The following is a 20,168-nucleotide window of genomic DNA, read 5'->3' as shown; positions in this document are numbered from 1 at the left end:
TCGCAACCCACCGCCGGACGTTGTGCGAGAGCCGACGAAGCGCGCTCGCGGACTGTTCGAGAGAAGCCCGTGGCGCAAAAAAGGAGGCGGATATCATCCGCCTCCTTCATGGGATCAGGATCTGGCCCTTCGGATCAGCGGCGGCGCTTGCGCTTGCCGGCCGCGCCCTTGGGACGCGAGAAGCGGACGATCTTGCGCTCTTCGTTCTCCTGGCGGACCGCCGGGATCGAGCGCTTGGCCAGGCCGTACATCGAGGCCATCGGGGCGTCCTGCACCTCGACGGTGTCGGTCTCGCCGAAGCCGTTGAAGCGGGTCGACATCGCCACGCCGTAAGCGCCCAGCATGCCGATCTCGATGTAGTCGCCCTCGTCGACGCTTTCCGGCAGGTAGAACGGGCCGGGCATGTGATCGACGCTGTCGCAGGTCGGGCCGTAGAAGCGGAAGGGCTTGAGGCCCTCTTCGACGACTTCGCCGTTCTTGCGGTACAGCTTGACCGGAAAGGGCCACTTCATGTGCGCGGCGTCGAACAGCGAGCCGTACGACCCGTCGTTCAGATACAGCGCGTCGCCCTTCTTCAGCTCGACCTTGACCAGCAGCGACGAGGCCTCGGCCACCAGGGCGCGGCCGGGCTCGCACCAGAGCTCGGTGGTCTCGTGGACCATCATCTCGGAGAAGCCGCGGTCGATGGCCGCCAGGTACTCGGAGAGTTCCGGCGGGGCCATGCCCGGATAGATCGACGGGAAGCCGCCGCCGACGTCGACGACGTCGGCCAGCACGCCGGCGCGCACCAGGGCGCGGGAGGCCTGGGCCATCGCCGCCTGGAACGCCGTCGGGCGCATGCACTGGCTGCCCACGTGGAAGCTGACGCCCATCAGGTCCTGGGTGGCGCGACGGGCGGCCAGCAGCAGGGCGGGGGCGTTGTGGCTCTCGACGCCGAACTTACCCGACAGGCTGTAGGCCGCGCCCTCGGCCTGCACGCCCATGCGGACGATCAGGTTGAGGTCCTTGGCCTGGCCGGTGGCGTCCAGGATCTTGGCCAGTTCTTCGTGGGTGTCGAACGAGAAGGTCTTCACGCCATGGTCGAAGTACGCGGCCGAGATCGCCTTGCGGCTCTTGACCGGATGCATGAAGGCCATGCGCGAGCCCGGGGCGTGTTCCGCCACCGTCTCGATCTCGTTCAGCGACGCGACGTCGAACGACCGCACGCCGGCGGTCGCCAGCTCACGGATCACCCACGGCGAAGGATTGGCCTTCACCGCGTAGAAGACATCGCCTTTAAATTCGGACTGGAACCAGCGCGCAGCTACGGAAACCGCGTCAGGCCGCACGAGTGCGACGGGACGTTCCGGTGACCGCTCACGGACCAGGTCCAGGGGAGAACGGTACGTGTGCAATTCACGTAACCCCCTGTTGGAAGTTAAACCCAGGCCGGCGTTAGCAGCGTTTAGAGGACTTCGGGTCCGCCGGAGCCGTGCGAGATAGGGGTGATTGACGGGGATGTAAAGACCCTTTCGCAGCCCCGTTTCGGGACCAATTGATCCACCGGTTGTCACAAATCCATTGCGAACCTCCCCCAAACCGGTGATCGCATTTCCCAAGCTACGAAACCACGTTAAGGATTCGCCCCGACCATGACGTCGGACCCTGTTCTCTCGATCCGCGCCGCCTCCAAGACCTTCGGGTCGCGCCGGGCGCTGGACCAAGTCTCCCTCGACGTCGTTCGAGGCGAGATGATCGCGCTCATCGGCCCTTCGGGCTCCGGGAAATCCACGCTTCTGCGCTCCATCGACGGCCTGCAGACCATCGACGAGGGGGAAGGGACGATCGGCGCCTTCGGCGGTCCGGTGCAGGCCAGGGGCAAGGTCTCGAACGAGGTGCGCAAGGCGCGCATTCGCATCGGCTTCATCGCCCAGCAGTTCAACCTGGTCGGCCGCCTGTCGCTGTTCAGCAACGTGGCGCTGGGCTCGCTGGGCCGCATCCCCCTCGTGCGCGGCCTGTTCGGCTGGTGGCCCAGGGAGACGCGCGAGGCGGCCATGGCGGCCCTGGCGCGCGTCGGCGTGGTCGACTACGCCGCCCAGCGCGCCAACACCCTGTCGGGCGGCCAGCAGCAGCGCGGCGCCATCGCCCGCGCCCTGGTCCAGAAGGCCAAGATCATCCTGGCCGACGAACCCGTCGCCTCGCTGGACCCCGTCTCGGCTCGCAAGGTCATGGAGATCCTGCGTGACCTGAATCAAAGCGACGGCCTCACCGTCGTCGTCACCCTGCACCAGGTGGACTACGCCCTGCGCTACTGCGACCGGGTCGTGGCCCTGAAGGCCGGCAAGAAGGTCTATGACGGACCGGCTTCCAGCCTGAAGCGTGAAAAACTCATCGATATCTACGGCCCGGAATTCGAGGACGTGTTCTGGGAAGGAGCCCCACAATGATCAGCCGCCGTTCGGCTTTCGCCATCGCCGCCCGTCTGTCGGTCGTTGGCCTGTCGGTCCTGGCCCTCGCCTCGTGCGGCCAGAAGCCGGCGACCACCGGCTCGGCCAAGGACACGGTCGTGTTCTCGATCCTGTCCACCGAGTCGGCCCAGAACATGGAGGGCTACTGGAAGCCCATCCTGGCCGACATGGAAAAGCAGACCGGCCTCAAGGTGAAGCCGTTCTTCTCGTCCAACTACTCGTCGCTGATCGTGGCCATGGGCGCCAAGCAGACCGACCTGGGCTGGTTCTCGAACCAGTCGGGCCTGGAAGCGGTCCGCCGTTCGGGCGGCGAGGTCTTCGCTCGCACCTTCGACCCGTCGGGCACCGACGGCTACAAGTCGGTGATCATCGTCCCCGCCGACAGCAAGCTGACCCTGCAAGGCCTGCTGAAGTGCGACAAGACCCTGAACTTCGGCATCGGTGATAAGAAGTCGACCTCGGGCACCCTGGCCCCGATGACCTATGTGTTCATCCCGGCCGGCGTGAAGCCCGAGACCTGCTTCAAGACCGTGCTCAGCGCCAGCCATGACGCCAACCTGGCGGCGGTGGCCAATCACAAGCTGGACGCCTCGACCAACAACACCACGGCCCTGCGCCTGAACATGGCGCGCGCGGACAACAAGACCGCCAAGGTCAAGGTGATCTGGGAATCGCCGACCCTGCCGGAAGACCCGATCGTCTGGCGCAAGGACCTGGACCCGGTCGTGAAGGAAAAGCTGCGCCAGTTCTTCCTGACCTACGGCCAGGGCGACACGCCCGAGGCGGCCCAGCAGCGCGCCAACCTGGCCAAGCTGTCGATGGGCGGCTTCAAGCCGGCCGACGACAGCCACCTGCTGGTGGTCCGCGAGATGGAAGCGCTGGAACAGCTGGGCCTGGCCAAGGAGACCGGCGACCAAGCCAAGATTGCCGCCGCCCAGAAGAACCTCGATGGCATCAAGGCCGAGCGCATCGCCGCCGAGGGCAAGGCGGGGCTGGCCGCGCCGGTCGCCCCTGTCGCTCCGCCCGCCAACTGAGACGCTTCATGAGCGAGACCACTATGGCCCCGCCCCCTCCGGCGCCGCTCCCTCTTGCACCGCCCCGACGCTCGACCACGGCGCTGGCTTTCGACGCCCTGATCTGGGGCGGCGTGGCCATGCTGCTGATCGTCAGCTTCAAGCCAGCCGAGATCGACAAGTTCCCGCAGCTGTTCACCGAAGCCGGGCGGATGCAGGAGTTCGCGCGAGGCTTCTTCTCGCCGTTCACCGATCCCAAGGCGTTCATGGCCGCCGACTGGGGGCTGTACGTCGGCAAGATGTGGCAGACGATCCAGATGGCGCTGTGGGGCACCTTCCTGGCCATCATCGTCGCCATCCCGCTGGGCCTCCTGGGCGCGCGCAACATCACGCCCATCTGGATCCAGCAGCCGGTGCGCCGGGTGCTGGACCTGATCCGCTCGATTCCCGACCTGGTCGTGGCGCTGATCTTCATCACCGCCGTGGGCCTGGGGCCGTTCGCCGGGGTGATGGCGCTGATGTTCAACACCGGCGGCGTGCTGGCCAAGCTGTTCGCCGAGGCCGTCGAGTCGATCGACAAGGGCCCGGTCGAGGGCGTGCGCGCCACCGGCGCGGTCAAGCTGCAGGAGGTCGTCTGGGGGGTGATCCCGCAGGTCGCGCCGCTGTGGACCAGCTACGCGCTCTACCGCTTCGAGTCGTCCAGCCGCTCGGCGACGGTGCTGGGCCTGATCGGGGCCGGCGGCGTCGGCCAGGTGCTGCTCGATTCGGTCAACGCGTTCCAGTACGACCAGACCGGCTGCATCGTGCTGGTCATCGTGGTGGCCGTGTCGCTGATCGACCTGCTGTCGCAGATCATCCGGACGCGCCTGCTCTAGGCGCAGGCGAAAGGCTCGCTCCGCGGACGCGCCCACTGACGCGCGGGGATTTCCGCAGGGCGTTGTTCAACGACAAAAATTTCCAATCCACACCCTTTTTGCGGGAGCGCCGCCATTTGTGGTTGTTTGGATCTGGTGAGCGGCAGAAGGGGCCTTGTCGGAAATAAGAAAGCCGCTTTGAGCGATCTTTCAGCTGCATTTCATGTATTTCATCCGTGCAACATGGATTTGATATCGTTTTCTATTCAGATATCGATCGTCGATACCTGGAGGTCCCGCTTTCTGAATATCGACGTTATGCGAGAGCGGGCGGGATATACCTATTGTTGCGCGAACGTGGCGCAAATTTATCACGTCGTAAAACCTACATGACGACGTCACGGAAGCATCACTGCTGATGGCCTATGCCCCTGGCCAACCAAAAAGGGGTACTTTTGATGCGTAAGTATTTCGCAGGCGCGGCCGTCGTCGCGCTGATGATGGCCGGCCAAGGCGCCTACGCCGCCGACGCCACGCCCGCCGCCGACGAGGGCACGGCGCTGGACCAGGTGGTCATCACCGCGACCAAGCGTGAAACCAACCTGCAGACGACGCCGATCGCCGTTTCGGTGCTCAGCGCCACGGCCATGGCCGACCGCCACGCCGAGAGCCTGATCAGCCTGATGGATGGCGCCATCCCCTCGCTGCGCGTCGCGACCTTCGAAGCCCGCCAGTCGGCCCTGACCGTCGGCATCCGTGGCATCGTGCCCTTCGACGCCAACCAGACCGCCCGCGACCAGGGCGTCGGCGTCTATATCGACGGCGTCTATCTGGGCCGTCAGCAAGGCCTGAACGTCGCCCTGCTGGACCTGGAGCGCATCGAAGTCCTGCGCGGCCCGCAAGGCACGCTGTTCGGCCGTAACACCGAAGGCGGCGCGGTGAGCATCGTCTCCAAGGCGCCGTCGGGCGTGGCGGGCGGCCGCATCGTGGCCGGCGTCGGCAACTACGGCGCCTACACCGGCGAGCTGCACCAGGACTTCCAGGAGTTCAACGGCCTGTCGATCAAGGTCGACGGTCTGCTGCAGCACCAGGATCCGACCATCAAGAACCCGATGGCGGGCCAGGCCGGCTGGAACCAGTACGACCGCAAGGGCGGCCGCATCCAGGCCCAGTACAAGCCGAACGACAAGTTCAGCGCCCTCGTCGCCGTCGACTATTCGAAGGACGAGAACACCCCGTTCTTCAGCCAGCTGATCAACTACAACCCCTACGGCAAGCGCGTCCGCACCCTGGCCGAGCTCCAGGCTGGCCCGGCCAGCGCCCCGGCCGGCACGATCAACCCGCTGGCCTCGCTGGTGAAGGTCCACACCGACCGCCAGAAGGTCTCGGACATCGGCACGGTGCAGCAGCCCAGCGTCGATGAGACCGGCGGCGCCATGATGACGCTGAAGTACAACATCTCCCCGAACCTGCAGCTGCGCTCGATCACGGCGGCCCGCGCCGTCGCGACGAACCAGTGGGACAACTCGGGCATCGAAGCGCGTAACGTCTTCGCGCCGAACGCCACCTTCGGCCGCTACAGCCTGTCGGACCTGTATCAGCGTCAGTACAGCCAGGAATTCCAGGCGGTCGGCAATGTGGGCGAGACCTTCGACTACGTCGCGGGCCTGTACTACTTCAAGGAACACGCCAAGGAATCGGCCGCCACGCCGTTCACCAACCAGTGGAACGCCGACGGCACCGCCTACACGATCCGTTCGTCGGCCGGGACCTCGAAGGCCGCCGCCGGCACCGCCGGCTGGGAGCGCGGCACGCGCTTCCTGACCCGCGCCTCCGAAGCGGACGCCGAGAGCTACGCCATCTACGGCCAAGGCACCTACACCCCGGCCACGATGGACAAGCTGCACCTGACGGTCGGCGGTCGCTACACCAAGGACAAGCGCGACGGCACGCTCTACATCGTCAACGGCAAGGCCACGAACTTCACGTTCAGCTACGACAAGGGCCGCTTCGACCCCTTGATCAACCTGGCCTACGACGCCGCCGAAGGCGTCAATCTGTACGCCAAGTTCTCGACCGGCTACCGCGCCGGCGGCGCCAACGACCGCTCGCAGACCTTCCAGGCCTTCGACGCCGAAAAGGTCAAGGCGTATGAAGTCGGCGCCAAGATGGACTTCCTCGAGAACCGTCTGCGCCTGAACCTGGCCGCCTACGCCATGGACCGCACCGGCACCCAGATCGACTTCGACAACGTCGACACCACGCCCGGCAGCCCGACCCAAGGCGCGCATACCGAGGAAACCCGCAATGCGCCGGGCACCTCGAAGATCCGCGGCTTCGAAGCGGACCTGACCGCCCAGGTGACCAACCAGATCCAGGTGGGCGTCTCGTACGCCTACACCGACGTGAAGGTTCCGGCCGCGCCGTTCCCGTTCACCGGCAACGCCGACGTCCCGCAAGGCACGCCGTTCCCGGTCAACGTGGTCTACACGCCGCCGAACGCCGCCTCGGCCTATATCGACTTCAAGCAGCCGGTTGGCTCGATGACGTTCAAGGCTCACCTAGACGCCAACTACGCCGACGCCCAGTACTCGTTCCAGACCGAGTTCGCCGATGTCTCGCCGACCGGCAAGCTGGTCCAGAACGTGGCCGTGAAGGGCGACAGCAGCTTCATCGTCAACGGCAACCTGACCCTGGCCGACATCGCCATGGGCGACGCCGGCTCGGCCAGCCTGTCGCTGTGGTCGCGCAACCTGCTGAACGAGTCGCACATCTACCGCATCTCGGCCGCCAACCGCGGCACGATCGGCGACTACGCGAACTTCAACCCGCCGCGCACCTACGGCATCGAGCTCCGCGTGAAGTACTAGGATCCAGCCAAGATCCCTGGATGACGAAGGGCGGCCCAGCGATGGGCCGCCCTTCTGCTTTTCTGTGTCCGGCGAGCGATCCCATCCGATCGCTACCATCGGTAGGCGGACTTTCGCCCGGCCCTTTGGGCGAGCGGTTTGTTGCCGAGGCGACACAGCTTAACCGGTTGAAAACACTTGTCATCGGCTTGTCATAAGTCGGTGTCCGAACCGTCACATCCCCCATGTTAATCCGCGAACAGCGTTACCCCGCCACGGCGGGTGAGTGAGTTCGGGGCACCTTCAAGGGGAAATCTCACAATGAGCAACAAGATCTCGCTGGCCGCCGGTTCGGCGCTGGGCGTCGCGCTCGCCATGGGTCTGGGCGTCGCGGCCCAAGCCCAGGACATGAGCTACAAGTGGAGCGGCGCTCCGCAGTTCAGCAATGACGACGTGGCGTTCAAGTTCCGGGGTCGGATCCTGGTCGACTACGTCAACCAGGACGTCAGCCGCGATGGTCCCGGCGGCGACTTCAAGACCAGCAACTGGCGCGGTCGCCAGGTGTTCCTGGGCGTCGAGGGCAAGCTGAACAACTACTTCGCCTACAAGGCCGAAGGCGGCTGGGTGAACGGCGGCGCGGCCTCGTGGGACGACGTGGTCATCGAGTACAAGCCGAACGAACAGGTCTCGCTGCTGTTCGGGAACATCAAGGCCGCCGGCCTGGAGAACCTGACCTCGACCCGCTTCATCACCTTCATGGACCGGGGTCCGTACGGTGACTTCGGCGTCGACAGCTACCTGGTCAGCGCGGTCGCCAAGTACCAGGGCTTCAACTATTCGGCCACGTTCGCGGTGCAGGGCAACAGCATCAACAGCGCCGACGTCGCCAACGCCGGCGCCGACTCCAAGGAGCGCTTCGGCCTGACGGCCCGCGCCCACTGGGCCCCGGTCAACACCGACACCAGCAAGGTCCACCTCGGCCTGTCGTACCGCTACCGCAACCGCGGTGACGAAAGCGCCTTCGCCTATACCGGCCGCACGACGACCGCCTACACGAACGGCACCACGTTCTACACGACCGGCGGCATCGGCAACCGTGACAAGACCCTGGCCGCCGAGGCCATGCTCATCCACGGCCCGCTGTCGGTCCAAGGCGAATACTCGAACATCGACATCACCCGCGTCGGCGGCGCCGCCATCGGCAAGGATCCGAAGGTCAAGGTCGGCTACGCGTTCGTCAGCTTCTGGCCGACGGGCGAGATGCGCAACTACGACCCGGCCGCGGGCGAGGTGAAGCGTCCCAAGATCCTGAACCCGGTCACGGCCGGCGGTATGGGCGGCGTCGAACTGGCCCTGCGCTACGACTACGCCGACCTGGGCGACGCCTACGACACGCTGAACGTCAAGCCGGCGACCTCGCAGGCCGGCAAGTACACCGGCTGGACGCTGGGCCTGAACTACTACCCGGTCTCGTACGTCCGCTTCCAGGCCAACTACACGGACGGCAAGTCCGACAACATCGGCCTGAACCAGGACTACGACATCAAGCAGTTCCAGCTGCGCGCCCAGCTGGACTTCTAGGACCCGCGTCCCTCGGGCGGGCCGAAGCGGCTCGCCCGACCCATTCGCTTTTATTCCTTAGGACCTGACCATGAAGAAGCTCCTGTCCTGCGCGGCCGCCGCCGTCGCCCTCTCGGGCCTGGCCGCCGCCCCCGCCCAAGCCGCCCGCGACTATGTCTGGGCCGCCGGCTCCTCGACCGTGTTCCCGTTCGCCACCCGCACCGCCGAGAACTTCGCCAAGAAGTCGGGCAAGAAGGCTCCGAAGGTCGAAAGCCTCGGCACCGGCGGCGGCATCAAGCTGTTCTGCTCGGGCACGGGCGAAGGCTTCCCCGACATCGCCAACGCCTCGCGTCCGATGAAGAAGGCCGAGTTCGACGCCTGCGCCGCCAAGGGCGTCAAGGACATCATCGCCATCAAGATCGGCTTCGACGGCATCGTCGTCGCCACCGACAAGGACGGCGCCGACTACAACTTCAAGACCGAGAACCTCTATATGGGCCTGTCGAAGACGGTCCTGAAGGGCGGCCAGTTCATCCCCAATCCGAACAAGAACTGGGATGACGTCGCCGGCGGCCTGCCGGGCAACCGCATCCAGGTCTACGGCCCGCCGCCGACCTCGGGCACCCGCGACGCCTTCGTCGAACTGGCCATCGAGGCCGGCGCCCGCAAGTACCCGACCCTGGACGCCATCCGCTCGGACAACGAGAAGAAGTTCAAGGGCCTGGTCGACCCGCTGCGCAACGACGGCTGGATCGACGCCGGTGAAAACGACAACGCCATCGTCGGCACCCTGACCAAGACCCCGGGCTCGCTGGGCGTCTTCGGCTGGTCGTACCTCGAAGAGAACATGGACAAGATCAAGGGCGCGACCGTCAACGGCGTGAAGCCCTCGGCCCAGACCATCTCGGACGGCTCCTATCCGCTGTCGCGCACCCTCTTCATCTACGTGAAGAAGGCCAATATCGGCGTCACCCCGGGCCTGGAAGAGTTCCTGAAGGAGTTCACCTCGGACGCCGCGACCGGTCGCGGCGGCTACCTCCAGGGCCGCGGCCTGATCCCGCTGCCCCCCGGCCAGCACGACGCCCAGAAGGGCGTGGTCAACAGCAAGACCGTGATGGGCCGCCCGGCCGCCTAATAGGGCGACTGAACGTCTCAAAGTGTGACGAGCGCCGTGGTCCTATGGGCCACGGCGTTTTTCTTTGTATAGTGAACCCGCCGGGCCGTTCCCCAAGCCCCGTCGCGATCGCCGTCCGGCGACGCGTCCCCGACCCTGAAGGGCCATGATTCTCGTCGCGCTCGCCGTCGTCTTCCTCCTCGTTCTGTTGAACGGGGTTTTCGCCATGTCCGAACTGGCCGTCGTCTCGGCCCGCAAGGCCCGCCTGCAAGGCTTCGCCGATCGGGGCGACAAGGGGGCGAAGCTGGCCCTCGACATGGCCGAGCACCCGACCCGCTTTCTCTCGGCCGTGCAGGTCGGCATCACCCTGATCGGCATCTTCGCCGGCGCCTATGGTCAGGCGACCATCGCCGGCGCCCTGGATGCGTGGCTCGAGACCAGCGTCCCGGCCCTGGCCAAGTATTCCGAGGCCATCGCCACCGGCATCGTCGTCGTGGGCCTGACCTACGTCTCGGTGATCCTGGGCGAACTGGTGCCCAAGCGCCTGGCCCTGATGTTCCCGGACGTCATCGCTCGCCGCATGGCCCCGTTCCTGGCCGTGGTGGCCGCGGTGCTGCGCCCATTCGTGACCCTGCTGACCGTCTCCACGGCCGCTGTGCTGAAGCTGATGGGCGTGCGCGACGAGCGCAACAATGGCATCACCTCGGAAGAGGTCGAGACCGTGCTGGCCGAAGGCGCCGACGCGGGCCTGATCGAGCCCGAGGAACGGGCGATGATCAATGAGGTCATGCGCCTGGGCGACCGTCCGGTCCGCGTGGCCATGACCCCGCGCCGCGACCTCTTCTGGGTGTCGCTGGCCGACGATCCCGAGACCATCCTCAACGAGATCCGCACCAGCGCCCACTCTCGCATCCTGGTGGCCACCGAGGACGATCTGGACGGCGACATCGGTGTGGTGCTCAAGAAGGACCTGCTGGACGCCTGCCTGGGCAGCGAGCCGCTGGACCTGAAGGCCCACGTGCAGCAGCCCGTGGCCATTCCCGAGACCATGTCGCTGCTCAAGGCCCTGGCGGTCTTCAAGTCGACCAGCCTGCACATGGCCCTGGTCGTCGACGAATTCGGCTCGCTGCAGGGGGCGATCACCCCGCTGGACCTGCTGGAGATGATCGCCGGCGACTTCCCCGAGGACCACGCCGACGACGACGCCCGCATCATCCGCCGCGAGGACGGCAGCTGGCTGATCGACGCCCGCCTGGACATCCAGGAGCTGAACGATCACCTGGGCGAGAACTTCGAGGCCGACGGCGGCTATCACACCGTGGCCGGCCTGATCCTAGATCGCCTGGGCCGCATCCCCGACGAAGGCGAACACCTCACCATCGGCGCCTTCGACCTGGAGATCGTCGACATGGACAGCTCGCGCATCGACAAGGTCATCCTCAAGCCGTGCAAGCGAAAGAAGGACGCGGCGGAGGGATAGGAGACGGCTTTCCCTCGCGGAGGCCTGTTCTGGTCTTGTCCGTGATCTAGTCTCGCGCCGCCATGACGGAGGAGACGCGGCATGATCATCGTTCTCGGCGAGGTTCTCGTCGCGCCAGAACACCGCGCGGCGGCGATCGCCGTCGGCCTGGCGCACTGCGCGCGGTCGCGGGCCGAGCCTGGGTGCCTGTCGCACGACTGCTTCATCGACGCGGCCAACCCCAACCGCCTCCAGTTCGTCGAGCGGTGGCTGGATCTGACGGCCCTGCGGGTCCACTTCGGCGTTCCTGACTCGGCCGCGTTCGTGCGCGAGATGCAGGCGTTCGTCGTCGAGCCCCCGAAGATGAACATCTTCGAAGCGACCGAAGCGCCGAGAGGGTGAGCGGGTCATCCTCAAGCCGTGCAGGCGAAAGTATACGACGGAGGTTTAGTCGGCGGGTGCTTTCCATCGTCGCGAGAGCGGGCTAGGCTGTTCGCATAACCGTGGGAGCTGATTGCATGAAGGCCCTGTTCCTGATTGGCGCGACGGCGCTGCTGATGGTGTCCGCCCCGGCCATGGCCGACAACGGCCAGCGTTTCGACTTCGGCGCCCAGCGCGCGGCCTATGCGAACGACGGCCCCGAGCCCAATGCGGGCCGGCAGTGCTTCAGCGGCAAGCACATCACGGGCGCCAACACCGCCAATGGACGGATCCTCTACGTCCAGCCGGCGCGCGGCGGTGTCTATCGGATGCGCCTTGCTCAGGACTGCGCGGGACTCGCGGACGCCAAGAAGATTTCGTTGCGGTCCGATGGCAGCGACGTGATCTGTCCCGGCGACAGCGCCCAGCTGACCGCGCGGACCGCCTCGGGTGTCAGCGCGTGCCGTGTCGCCGATGTGCGCCGCGTCACCGCTCGCGAGGCCGCCGCCCTGTCGCCGGCGTCCGCTTCGAAATAGGCGTCCTTCTCCTTTACGGGAGAAGGCGGCCGCCGAAGGCGGTGGGATGAGGGGTCGAAAGGCCCTTCAACCCGCACCCGGCGTCGACCGTCGCCGCGGCGGATACGTCCTTCAACCCCGCATCCGCCGGCTTCGCCGACACCTTCTCCCGCAAGGGGAGAAGGGGGGCGTCTATCCTCGGAATTCGCGAGATAGATTCAGCGAAATCAATCGCTTCTCACTTTCACGCGCCGCTGAATGATCCGCTTAGGGGGTAATGCGGCGGTCAACGCCGCGTAGCCGCCAGCTCAGCACGTCACCCCATCCCCAACCCTTCCCCATTGAGGAGAAGGGAGACGAGGAGCCCTACGCCGCCGCCTTCTTGCGCAGCCGCGCCAGCCGCCGCAGCCGCCGCCAGAACCGTGTCTTTTCCGGCTCGGGATAGGGCTGCAGGTTGCGGAAGAACTCCTCGGCGCAAGCGCGCCACGAGAACTTCTCGGCGAACTTGCGGACCACGACGCGGTCGAGATCCAGGCACGCCAGGCAGGCTTCCTTGAGGCCGTCCGTCTGGCCGGGGGCCAGGACGCCGGCGTTGGAGCCGGGGATGATGTCGACCGGGCCGGGGGCCGAGAAGGCCGCCACGGGCACGCCGGCGGCCATGGCTTCCAGGATCACCAGGCCAAAGGTGTCGGTGAGAGACGGGAAGCAGAACACGTCGGCGGCGCCGAAATAGCGGCCCAGCTCGTCGCCGAACTTGGCGCCGAGGAACTTCACCTCGGGATATTTTTCGGCCAGCTCCTCGCGCTGGGGCCCGTCGCCGATGACCACCTTGGTGCCGGGCAGGTCCAGGCTGGCGAAGGCCTCGATGTTCTTCTCGACGGCCACGCGGCCGACATTGAGGAAGATCGGGCGGGCCAGGCCCTCGAACGGATCGGGATCGCCCGGCGCGCGCGGCTTGAAGATGTCGGTGTCGACGCCCCGCGACCATGGCGACAGGTTGCGGAAGCCGTGCTTGGCCAGCTCGTCGCGCATGGTCGGCGTGGCCACCATCAGGCGACCCGACGGCTTGTGGAACCAGCGCATGTAGGTGTAGCCGGCCGCCAGCGGCAGCGGCAGGCGGGCCGAGACGTATTCGGGGAACTTGGTGTGGTAGCTGGTCGTGAACGGCAGCTTCCACTCCAGACAGATCCGGCGGGCGGCCAGGCCGATCGGACCCTCGGTGGCGATGTGGATCGCCTCGGGCTCGAACAGCTTGAACCGCTCCTGCACCGGTTCGTACGCGCCGATGGCCAGCTTGATCTCGGGATAGGTCGGCAGCGGGAAGGTCGGAAACTGTTCCGGGCTGACGACGTCGACGTCGTGGCCCATGGCGCGCAGCTCCTGGACCACTCGGGTCAGGGTGCGGACCACCCCGTTGACCTGAGGTTCCCATGCATCGGTCGCAAGCAGAATTCGCATCAGGCGGCGGCCGGCTCCGGCAGGGACTCGTCGGCGCCGTGCTGGGTGGTGGCCTGGCGGGCGCGATCGATCACCGACCACGAGCGCAGCTTGGCCCACTCCAGGATCTCGAGATGACCGTCGGCGTGCTCGGCCAAGGCCGTGCAGCTTTCCACCCAGTCACCGTCATTGATGTAGCGGATGCCGTCGATGTCGCGCATCTCGGCCTTGTGGATGTGACCACAGATCACGCCGTCCACCCCCCGACGTCGAGCTTCATCGGCCACGGCGGCCTCGAAGTTCTCGATGAACTGCAACGCGTTCTTCACCTTGACCTTCAGATAGGCCGAGAGACTCCAATAGCCGAACCCCAGGCGGCGCCGGAAGCGATTCACCAGAGTGTTCAGCATGAGGATGGTTCTATAGGACCAATCCCCGAGGAAGGCGAGCCACTTAGCGTGCTGGACGATGCCGTCGAACTCGTCGCCGTGGACGACCAGGTAGCGCTTGCCGTCGGCGGCTTCGTGGATCACGTCGCGGGCCACGATCACCCCGCCGAAGTGGACGCCGCAGAAGTCGCGGATTCGGTCGTCGTGGTTGCCGGGCACGTAGATCACCTCGGTGCCCTTGCGGGCCATGCGCAGGATCTTCTGCACCACGTCGTTGTGGGCCTGGGGCCAGAACCAGCCGCTGCGCAGCTTCCAGCCGTCGATGATGTCGCCGACCAGATAGAGCTTGTCGCACTCGATGTGGCGGATGAAGTCCAGCAGCAGCTCGGCCTGGCACCCTCGCGTGCCCAGGTGCAGGTCGCTGATGAAGATGGAGCGGTAGCGGCGGACGGCGACGTCGGCGCTCATGGTCGAACCCCCGTTAAGAGCCGCGAGATCGCTCCGTCCCCGGATCGGCGCGATGGCGGCCAACGGCTGGCGAATAAGCTGATTGCATGTCGCTTTAATGAAACGGCTGGCGGACCCGCTTTGCGGTTGTCATGGCCGAGCTTCCGCTGCGTCAGCCTGCGAAACGCGCAATTTCGGCGGGTTTGTCAAAAAACTGGACACATAAGCAACCCCTTTCGCCGCTTGGGGTTGGCCAGAAGGCGGCAAGCCTGTTGCAGCGCAACATCCATCGCACTAGATCACCGCGATGGACGCCGCCCGCCTCGCCAAGGACACCCCGAAGTCGCAGAAGACCCGCGCGCGGATTCTGGACCAGGCCATGCGTCTGATCGCCGAGATCGGCTATCACGCCGCCACCAACCCGGCGATCGCCGACGCGGCCGGCCTGACGCGCGGGGCGATGCTGTACCATTTCCCGACTCGCGAGGCCCTGGTCGAGGCCGCCGTTGCCCACATTCAGGCCGAGCGCTCGACCCTGTTTCGCGCCGCCGCTGACAGCCTGCCGCCGGGTGCGGACGTCACCGAGCACGCGATCGACAGCTACTGGGACCTGCTGCATTCGGTCCCGTTCCAGGCCTTCGCCGAGCTTGAGGCCGCCGGCCGCACGGACCCGGCCATCCACGCCCTGCTGGCCCCGGCCCAGGCCGAGTTCGACCGCGCCCAGGCCGGCGATCACTTCCTGAAGATCCTGCACGCCGGCGCGGGCCCCCGCTTCCAGGCCAGCCGCGACCTCGCCCGCTTCATGCTGGAGGGCCTGGCCCGCTCGACCCTGACCTACGACAAGGACGGCCGGAAGGAGCGCCTGCTGGCCGTCATCAAGCGCGCCACCCACATGCTGAACCGCAAGGGCGACATCCAGGACCTCTGGCCGGAATAGGCTCAGGCCTTGCGGGTGATCTCGATCGATTGCCAGGCCGCATTGGGGCCCTGGCCGTCGGGATCGAAGCTATAGTGCAGGGCGCGCCACTGGTCGCCGACCGAGCGATGCCAGCCCACGGCGCTCCAGCCCTCGGGGAAGTTCAGCGGGCCCCTGAAGTCGGGCGCGCTCAGCGGCGAGCCCAGCACCTTCACATAGCGCAGACGCGTCTCCATCGCGGCCTGGTCGATCGCGTGGAAATAGACGCGGCAGAATGACGTTCCGCTGGACCCGCCCACCGCCAGGATCACCGGCCGCCCTTCGATCTGGCCGCGACGCACCTCGGCGAAGCGCACCGCGCCATTGCCGCGCACCACGGCGGGGACGGTGTCGTCTTCGAGGGTTTCCCAGCCCTTGATCCGGACCTTGCGCAGCATCTCGCCAGGGTCGGCCGACTTGATGCAGACGTCGCCGAAGGCCTCGAGGGCGCTGTAATAATCGGCGTCGACCGTGGCGGCGGCGCGAACGTGGTTCATCTGGAGAAGGCTGACCGTCGCCACGGCGATGGCGGCGCCCAGGAGCGGCAGCGTGCGACGAGGGTCTTTCATAACCGAAAGTTGAGCCATGCCGTCGGCGTGGCGTCAACCCGACAGCTTGCGACCCAGCACCTGGCGGATGCGGCGGGCGTCCTCCTCGCTCAGGGCGCCCAGCATGCCATGGACGTGCTCTGGCAGATGCGCCGTGGCCGCGTCCGGGTCGCCGAACACGTAGTGGTCGAAAATGCTCTTCCACGCCGCCCGCTGGTGGGCGGGCAGGGCGCGCAGGGCCAGGACCGCGTGCAGGAAGGCGTCCATGGCCTGGCCGCGCCCGGCCGGCTCGCTGGCCCACCAGTAGTTCGTCAGAAGGTTCACCGGCTCGAGCGAGCGTACGTGGTGCCACCACAGGTACGGGATGTAGAGCGCGTCGCCGGGCATGAGCTCGACCGTCTGCGCGACGTCCAGCGCCTTGGCGAAACGCGGATGGGCTTCAAGGTCCGGATCGTCGAACGCGACCAGGCTGATCGGCGGGCCGCCGGGCGTCTTCTCGAAAGGGCCGACATAGAGGTCGGCGACCGCCTCGGGCGGAAACAAGGTGAAGCGTCGACGGCCGGCGACCACGCAGGCCAGGTTCTCGTACGGATCCTGGTGGGCGGCGACGATCACCCGGTTGCCTAGCCACAGCAGGGGCTCGATGGCCGCGTCCAGCAGGGGCGAGACGTTCTCGGCGCTGAAGCCGGGCAGGTGGGTATTGGCCGGGATCGACTGGGCGGCCAGGGTCGCGGGGCGCTCGACCTGACGATTGGCCAGCAGGAAGTCGAAGCTCTTCGAGAGACGGGCGCGGCCGCCCTGAAAATTGAAGCCCGAAAGGTCCTCATTGTAGAAGAACCGGCCGTCGGCTTCCGGCGGGACGATCAGCGTGCCGACGGGCTCCTGGCGGTCGAAGCGCGCCAGATAGGCGAACAGGGCTTCGTCGCTTTCGCGGGCCGCGGCGACCGCCGGCCAGTGCGCGACCAGGCCCCGGAACACGACGGGCCGGGCGGCGGGGACGATCTCGCCGTGGAAGCGGTCGGCGTCGACCGCATTCATCTCGACAATGGGCATGGCGGGATCACTGATCTGATGCGAGGTCAGACCCTTAGGGCGTTCCCGCCTCTTCGCCTAGAGATCGAACGCCTAGGCCTTAAGCGCCTTGGGCAGCACCTCGGCGAAGACGTCCAGTTCGGCCGGGGTGGCGGTGCCGACCCGGATCCAGGTCGGATGGGCCGGGCTGTCGAACACCCGCACCTCGACGCCCAGGCCGGCCAGGGTCTTCTGGAAGGCCAGGTTCGGCTTGCCGCAGTCCACGAAGACATAGGTGCCGTACGAGGGGATGTACTTCAGGCCGTTGGCCCTGCAGATCGCGTAGATCTTCTCGCGGCAGGTCTCGAGATAGGTCTTCGCCCCGGCCAGATAGGCCGGGTCGCCGTAGCAGGCCGCCGCCGCCGCCAGGCCCGGACGGCCCTTGTGGGTCGGGATCATGCTCTTCAGCGTCCGCACCCGGTCGGGCCGGGCGGCGACGAAGCCGACCCGCAGGGCGGCCAGGCCGTAGACCTTGGAGAAGGTGCGGGCGACGATCACGTCGTGGCCGGCGCGGACCAGGTCCATCATCGAATTGCGGACGGGGTCGGGACTGATCTCGATATAGGCCTCGTCGACGATCACCGGCCGGGTCTTGGCGACCTCGATGCAGAACGCCCTCAGGGCGTCCGAGTCCAGCAGCAGGCCGGTCGGATTGTTGGGATTGCAGACATAGACCGCGCCGGCGCTCGTCGCCTTGGCGCGTTCGGCCAGGGCCGGCAGGTCGATCTGCTGGTCGGCGGCCAGCGGGACCCACTCCAGCTTCGCGCCCTGGCGCTCGGCATAGAGCAGGGGCGTGGCGTAGCTGGGCTGGGCCGAGACGACCGGGCCGGCTTTCGAGAAGGCGGTCGACAGCAGCGACAGCGCCTCCAGCGAGCCGTTGCACAGGCCGACCTGCTCGGGCTTCAGGCCGTCGCGCTGGGCGATCAGCTTGACCAGCGGCGGTTCCAGCTCCCAGCCGTAATAGGCCAGGTCCTCCATCGCCTTGGCGGCGGCCTTGCGCGCGGCGGGGGACGGGCCGAAAGGGTTTTCGGTGACGCCCAGATGGGCGCGGATCGCCGGCGGCGCGGTCGGGTCGACCGAGGTCTCGGCCGCTCCAAAGGACGAGGAGGGGGCCAGGCCGGGCGCCAGGGCCGCGCCGCCGATCAGGAGTCCACGCCGCGTCGCGTCCATGTGCCGTTCTCCACGCCAAACCGCGCCTAGTTGAACGGCATCGGTGACAGGCTCAAGACACGGCCTAGGTCGGCGTGATCGGAAGCGCCGTCGTGAACTTGATCTGCTCCATCGCGAAGCTGGACGACACGTCGGTGAGCGGCGCGGTGGCGATCAGGCGCTTGTAGAAGCGGTCATAGGCGGCGATGTCGCGCACCACGACCTTGAGCAGATAGTCGACATCGCCGCTCATCCGGTAGAACTCGACCACCTCGGGCAACGCCTTGGCGCCAGCGGCGAACTGGGCCAGCCAGTCCTCGTCGTGACGGCCGGTCTTCACGGCCACGAAGACGGTGAGGGCGAGGTCCAGGGCCTCGCGGTTCAGCAGCGCGACGCGGGCGGTGATGACGCCGGCGTCCTGCAGGCGCTTCACGCGTTTCCAGCACGGGGTCTGGGTCAGGCCGACCCGTTCGGCCAACTCGGCGATGGCGACCGTGGCGTCATCCTGGAGGATGGCCAATATGCGGCGATCGACTTGATCGAGATCAATCATCTCCGGATCCCCGTGGTCGGAAGAATGGAATTCTCTCTACGCCGCGTTCAGCGCGCAATCCAGTAATGCCTTTCTTCGAATCGTCGCCATCCTAGGGAGCCTCTGCACACCAGCGAGGCTCCATGGACCTGTCGTTCACCCGTCACCCGCGATCCGTCGGCGAGACCTATGGGGAGCACATGGGCGTGGCGTGGAGCTTCGGCTTCACCTTGATCGGCGCGGGCCTGGCCTGCCTGGTCCACGGCATCCTGCCCTTCGCCTTCGAGCGCACCGGCAGCAAGACGGTTCGCCGCCTCAACGATCGCCTGTCCAACCGCTGCGCGAAGGCCGACACGCATTTCAACGGCGAGGCCGTGCGCGGATGACCGCCGCCGCGCTCAAGCTGAGCGCCGGACGCCTGGCGCCAGGCCTGATGGCCGGTGTGCTGCTGGCGGTGCTGGCCAAGCTGCTGGCCACCAGCCTGCACGCACCCGCCCCGCTGATCGCGGTGGTGCTGGGCATGATGCTGGGCGCCCTGGGCCTGCAGACTCAGCTGGGCGTCGGACTCGATGTCTTCGCCAAGCCCGGCCTGCGTCTCGGGGTCGCCATGATGGGGGCCCAGATCAGCTGGGCCGAGTTCGCGGCGCTGGGCGGTCCGGCCGTCCTGGCCAGCGGCGTCGTGGTGCTGGGCGGCCTGGCCATCGGCGCGGCCGCCGGCGTGGCCCTGGGCCTGCCGTTCGCCGAGGCCCTGATCGCCGCCGCCGCCTGTTCGATCTGCGGGGCTTCCGCGGCTCTGGCCGCGTCGCAGGCCGCACCCGCCAGTCCCGCCAACCAGCGCACGACCGCCCTGGTGATCGTCGGGGTGAACCTGCTGTCGACGGTGGCCATGCTGGCCTATCCGCCCCTGGCCCACGCCCTGGGCCTGACCGCCCATCAGGCCGGCGTGTTCTTCGGCCTTTCCATCCATGATGTCGCCCAGGTGGCCGGTGCGGGGGCCTCGGTCTCGCCGGAGACCGCCAGCACGGCGGCCCTGGCCAAGCTGGCCCGCATCGTCTGGCTGGGGCCGGCGGTGGTCCTGATCGGCCTCGTCCTGACCCGCAGCAAGGCGGGCGGCGTCGTCTCGGGGCTGAAGGCGCCGCCGCTGTTCGTGTTGGGCTTCTTCGCCCTCGCCGCGGCGCGCGGGCTGAACCTGATCCCGGCGGCGATGGTGTCGACCCTGATGGCCTGCTCCAGCTTCCTGCTGCTGGCCGGCGTGGGGGCGATTTCCGCCAAGCTCGGACCCAAGGCGCTGCTGGAGGTCAAGCCGAAGCTGGCCATGATGCTGGGAACGGTCACAGTGGCCGTCGCGATCCTGGCCTATGCCCTGACGAGAATATTCTTCTAACAACAAGGGCTTGGCGCGCAACAAA

Annotated in this window: 19 protein-coding genes; 12 read left to right on the top strand and 7 right to left on the bottom strand. The window is 67.0% G+C overall.

Features of this window, described 5'->3' with window-relative positions; genetic code table 11:
* Positions 1-134 precede the first annotated feature (134 nt).
* Positions 135-1,394 carry a type III PLP-dependent enzyme gene (locus tag MZV50_RS23875; RefSeq protein WP_252631824.1) on the bottom strand — a complete coding sequence of 420 codons (1,260 nt, stop codon included), beginning with the start codon at positions 1,392-1,394 and terminating at the stop codon, positions 135-137.
* Between the two features lie 237 nt (positions 1,395-1,631).
* Here MZV50_RS23875 and phnC point away from each other — a divergent pair, with 237 nt between their 5' ends.
* The 9 genes from phnC (at position 1,632) to MZV50_RS23830 (ending at position 12,252) form a co-directional block, all read left to right on the top strand.
* On the top strand, positions 1,632-2,426 hold the full coding sequence (gene phnC / locus MZV50_RS23870) for a phosphonate ABC transporter ATP-binding protein (protein ID WP_252631823.1): 795 nt from the start codon (positions 1,632-1,634) through the stop codon (positions 2,424-2,426).
* On the top strand, positions 2,423-3,481 hold the full coding sequence (gene phnD, locus MZV50_RS23865; protein ID WP_252631822.1) for a phosphate/phosphite/phosphonate ABC transporter substrate-binding protein: 1,059 nt from the start codon (positions 2,423-2,425) through the stop codon (positions 3,479-3,481). Before phnC ends, phnD begins: the two co-directional genes overlap by 4 nt.
* Before the next feature lie 23 nt (positions 3,482-3,504).
* Positions 3,505-4,335 carry a phosphonate ABC transporter, permease protein PhnE gene (phnE, locus tag MZV50_RS23860; protein ID WP_252635307.1) on the top strand — a complete coding sequence of 277 codons (831 nt, stop codon included), beginning with the start codon at positions 3,505-3,507 and terminating at the stop codon, positions 4,333-4,335.
* Between the two features lie 437 nt (positions 4,336-4,772).
* Positions 4,773-7,184: a TonB-dependent receptor gene (locus tag MZV50_RS23855; RefSeq protein ID WP_252631821.1), complete on the top strand. Its 2,412-nt coding sequence runs from the start codon at positions 4,773-4,775 to the stop codon at positions 7,182-7,184.
* 300 nt (positions 7,185-7,484) lie between these two features.
* Positions 7,485-8,744, top strand: coding sequence for an OprO/OprP family phosphate-selective porin (locus tag MZV50_RS23850; RefSeq protein ID WP_252631819.1), 1,260 nt, complete (start codon positions 7,485-7,487; stop codon positions 8,742-8,744).
* Positions 8,745-8,814: 70 nt separating this feature from the next.
* A complete protein-coding gene (locus MZV50_RS23845) occupies positions 8,815-9,858 on the top strand; it encodes a substrate-binding domain-containing protein (protein WP_252631818.1) in 1,044 nt (347 codons plus the stop codon).
* 145 nt (positions 9,859-10,003) lie between these two features.
* Entirely contained in the window at positions 10,004-11,317 is a 1,314-nt protein-coding gene (locus MZV50_RS23840; RefSeq protein ID WP_252631816.1) for a hemolysin family protein, read from the top strand.
* Between the two features lie 81 nt (positions 11,318-11,398).
* Positions 11,399-11,698 carry a putative quinol monooxygenase gene (locus tag MZV50_RS23835; protein ID WP_252631815.1) on the top strand — a complete coding sequence of 100 codons (300 nt, stop codon included), beginning with the start codon at positions 11,399-11,401 and terminating at the stop codon, positions 11,696-11,698.
* Between the two features lie 116 nt (positions 11,699-11,814).
* Positions 11,815-12,252 carry a DUF6491 family protein gene (locus MZV50_RS23830; protein ID WP_252631814.1) on the top strand — a complete coding sequence of 146 codons (438 nt, stop codon included), beginning with the start codon at positions 11,815-11,817 and terminating at the stop codon, positions 12,250-12,252.
* A gap of 345 nt (positions 12,253-12,597) precedes the next feature.
* Here MZV50_RS23830 and MZV50_RS23825 read toward each other — a convergent pair whose 3' ends face one another.
* Positions 12,598-13,689: a glycosyltransferase family 4 protein gene (locus MZV50_RS23825; RefSeq protein WP_252631813.1), complete on the bottom strand. Its 1,092-nt coding sequence runs from the start codon at positions 13,687-13,689 to the stop codon at positions 12,598-12,600.
* Positions 13,689-14,525, bottom strand: a complete 837-nt coding sequence (locus MZV50_RS23820) for a UDP-2,3-diacylglucosamine diphosphatase (RefSeq protein ID WP_252631811.1) — start codon at positions 14,523-14,525, stop codon at positions 13,689-13,691. Before MZV50_RS23820 ends, MZV50_RS23825 begins: the two co-directional genes overlap by 1 nt.
* A gap of 286 nt (positions 14,526-14,811) precedes the next feature.
* Here MZV50_RS23820 and MZV50_RS23815 point away from each other — a divergent pair, with 286 nt between their 5' ends.
* Positions 14,812-15,441 (top strand): TetR/AcrR family transcriptional regulator, encoded by a 630-nt coding sequence (locus MZV50_RS23815; RefSeq protein ID WP_252631810.1) that lies wholly within the window; start codon positions 14,812-14,814, stop codon positions 15,439-15,441.
* Positions 15,442-15,443: 2 nt separating this feature from the next.
* Here MZV50_RS23815 and MZV50_RS23810 read toward each other — a convergent pair whose 3' ends face one another.
* The 4 genes from MZV50_RS23810 to MZV50_RS23795 all read right to left on the bottom strand — a co-directional run bounded on the left by MZV50_RS23810 (position 15,444) and on the right by MZV50_RS23795 (position 18,780).
* Positions 15,444-16,028: a hypothetical protein gene (locus MZV50_RS23810; protein WP_252631809.1), complete on the bottom strand. Its 585-nt coding sequence runs from the start codon at positions 16,026-16,028 to the stop codon at positions 15,444-15,446.
* Between the two features lie 33 nt (positions 16,029-16,061).
* Positions 16,062-17,060 (bottom strand): cupin-like domain-containing protein, encoded by a 999-nt coding sequence (locus tag MZV50_RS23805; RefSeq protein ID WP_252631807.1) that lies wholly within the window; start codon positions 17,058-17,060, stop codon positions 16,062-16,064.
* A 72-nt stretch (positions 17,061-17,132) separates the two neighbouring features.
* Positions 17,133-18,248 (bottom strand): pyridoxal phosphate-dependent aminotransferase, encoded by a 1,116-nt coding sequence (locus MZV50_RS23800; RefSeq protein WP_252631806.1) that lies wholly within the window; start codon positions 18,246-18,248, stop codon positions 17,133-17,135.
* Between the two features lie 64 nt (positions 18,249-18,312).
* Positions 18,313-18,780 (bottom strand): Lrp/AsnC family transcriptional regulator, encoded by a 468-nt coding sequence (locus MZV50_RS23795; protein ID WP_252631804.1) that lies wholly within the window; start codon positions 18,778-18,780, stop codon positions 18,313-18,315.
* Between the two features lie 122 nt (positions 18,781-18,902).
* On the opposite strand from MZV50_RS23795, the gene MZV50_RS23790 reads away from it, so the two are divergent.
* Positions 18,903-19,145 (top strand): DUF6356 family protein, encoded by a 243-nt coding sequence (locus tag MZV50_RS23790; protein WP_252631803.1) that lies wholly within the window; start codon positions 18,903-18,905, stop codon positions 19,143-19,145.
* A complete protein-coding gene (locus MZV50_RS23785; RefSeq protein WP_252631802.1) occupies positions 19,142-20,143 on the top strand; it encodes a putative sulfate exporter family transporter in 1,002 nt (333 codons plus the stop codon). The genes MZV50_RS23790 and MZV50_RS23785 overlap by 4 nt, the downstream gene beginning before the upstream one ends.
* Positions 20,144-20,168 lie beyond the last annotated feature (25 nt).

The organism is Caulobacter segnis, assembly GCF_023935105.1.
In the GTDB taxonomy this organism is placed as follows: domain Bacteria; phylum Pseudomonadota; class Alphaproteobacteria; order Caulobacterales; family Caulobacteraceae; genus Caulobacter; species Caulobacter segnis_B.
The sequence above is the reverse complement of the archived record's forward strand: the minus strand, read 5'-3'. Positions and strand labels throughout refer to the sequence as shown.

What these genes read in the sequence shown, in the direction of transcription:
- MZV50_RS23825 (WP_252631813.1), bottom strand. Translation starts at nt 13,689, where the DNA reads ATGCGAATTCTGCTTGCGACCGATGCATGGGAACCTCAGGTCAACGGG.
- MZV50_RS23850 (WP_252631819.1), top strand. Translation starts at nt 7,485, where the DNA reads ATGAGCAACAAGATCTCGCTGGCCGCCGGTTCGGCGCTGGGCGTCGCG.
- MZV50_RS23785 (WP_252631802.1), top strand. Translation starts at nt 19,142, where the DNA reads ATGACCGCCGCCGCGCTCAAGCTGAGCGCCGGACGCCTGGCGCCAGGC.
- MZV50_RS23830 (WP_252631814.1), top strand. Translation starts at nt 11,815, where the DNA reads ATGAAGGCCCTGTTCCTGATTGGCGCGACGGCGCTGCTGATGGTGTCC.
- MZV50_RS23835 (WP_252631815.1), top strand. Translation starts at nt 11,399, where the DNA reads ATGATCATCGTTCTCGGCGAGGTTCTCGTCGCGCCAGAACACCGCGCG.
- MZV50_RS23790 (WP_252631803.1), top strand. Translation starts at nt 18,903, where the DNA reads ATGGACCTGTCGTTCACCCGTCACCCGCGATCCGTCGGCGAGACCTAT.
- MZV50_RS23820 (WP_252631811.1), bottom strand. Translation starts at nt 14,525, where the DNA reads ATGAGCGCCGACGTCGCCGTCCGCCGCTACCGCTCCATCTTCATCAGC.
- phnE (WP_252635307.1), top strand. Translation starts at nt 3,505, where the DNA reads ATGGCCCCGCCCCCTCCGGCGCCGCTCCCTCTTGCACCGCCCCGACGC.
- phnD (WP_252631822.1), top strand. Translation starts at nt 2,423, where the DNA reads ATGATCAGCCGCCGTTCGGCTTTCGCCATCGCCGCCCGTCTGTCGGTC.
- MZV50_RS23815 (WP_252631810.1), top strand. Translation starts at nt 14,812, where the DNA reads ATGGACGCCGCCCGCCTCGCCAAGGACACCCCGAAGTCGCAGAAGACC.
- MZV50_RS23800 (WP_252631806.1), bottom strand. Translation starts at nt 18,248, where the DNA reads ATGGACGCGACGCGGCGTGGACTCCTGATCGGCGGCGCGGCCCTGGCG.
- MZV50_RS23840 (WP_252631816.1), top strand. Translation starts at nt 10,004, where the DNA reads ATGATTCTCGTCGCGCTCGCCGTCGTCTTCCTCCTCGTTCTGTTGAAC.
- MZV50_RS23795 (WP_252631804.1), bottom strand. Translation starts at nt 18,780, where the DNA reads ATGATTGATCTCGATCAAGTCGATCGCCGCATATTGGCCATCCTCCAG.
- MZV50_RS23810 (WP_252631809.1), bottom strand. Translation starts at nt 16,028, where the DNA reads ATGAAAGACCCTCGTCGCACGCTGCCGCTCCTGGGCGCCGCCATCGCC.
- phnC (WP_252631823.1), top strand. Translation starts at nt 1,632, where the DNA reads ATGACGTCGGACCCTGTTCTCTCGATCCGCGCCGCCTCCAAGACCTTC.
- MZV50_RS23845 (WP_252631818.1), top strand. Translation starts at nt 8,815, where the DNA reads ATGAAGAAGCTCCTGTCCTGCGCGGCCGCCGCCGTCGCCCTCTCGGGC.
- MZV50_RS23805 (WP_252631807.1), bottom strand. Translation starts at nt 17,060, where the DNA reads ATGCCCATTGTCGAGATGAATGCGGTCGACGCCGACCGCTTCCACGGC.
- MZV50_RS23855 (WP_252631821.1), top strand. Translation starts at nt 4,773, where the DNA reads ATGCGTAAGTATTTCGCAGGCGCGGCCGTCGTCGCGCTGATGATGGCC.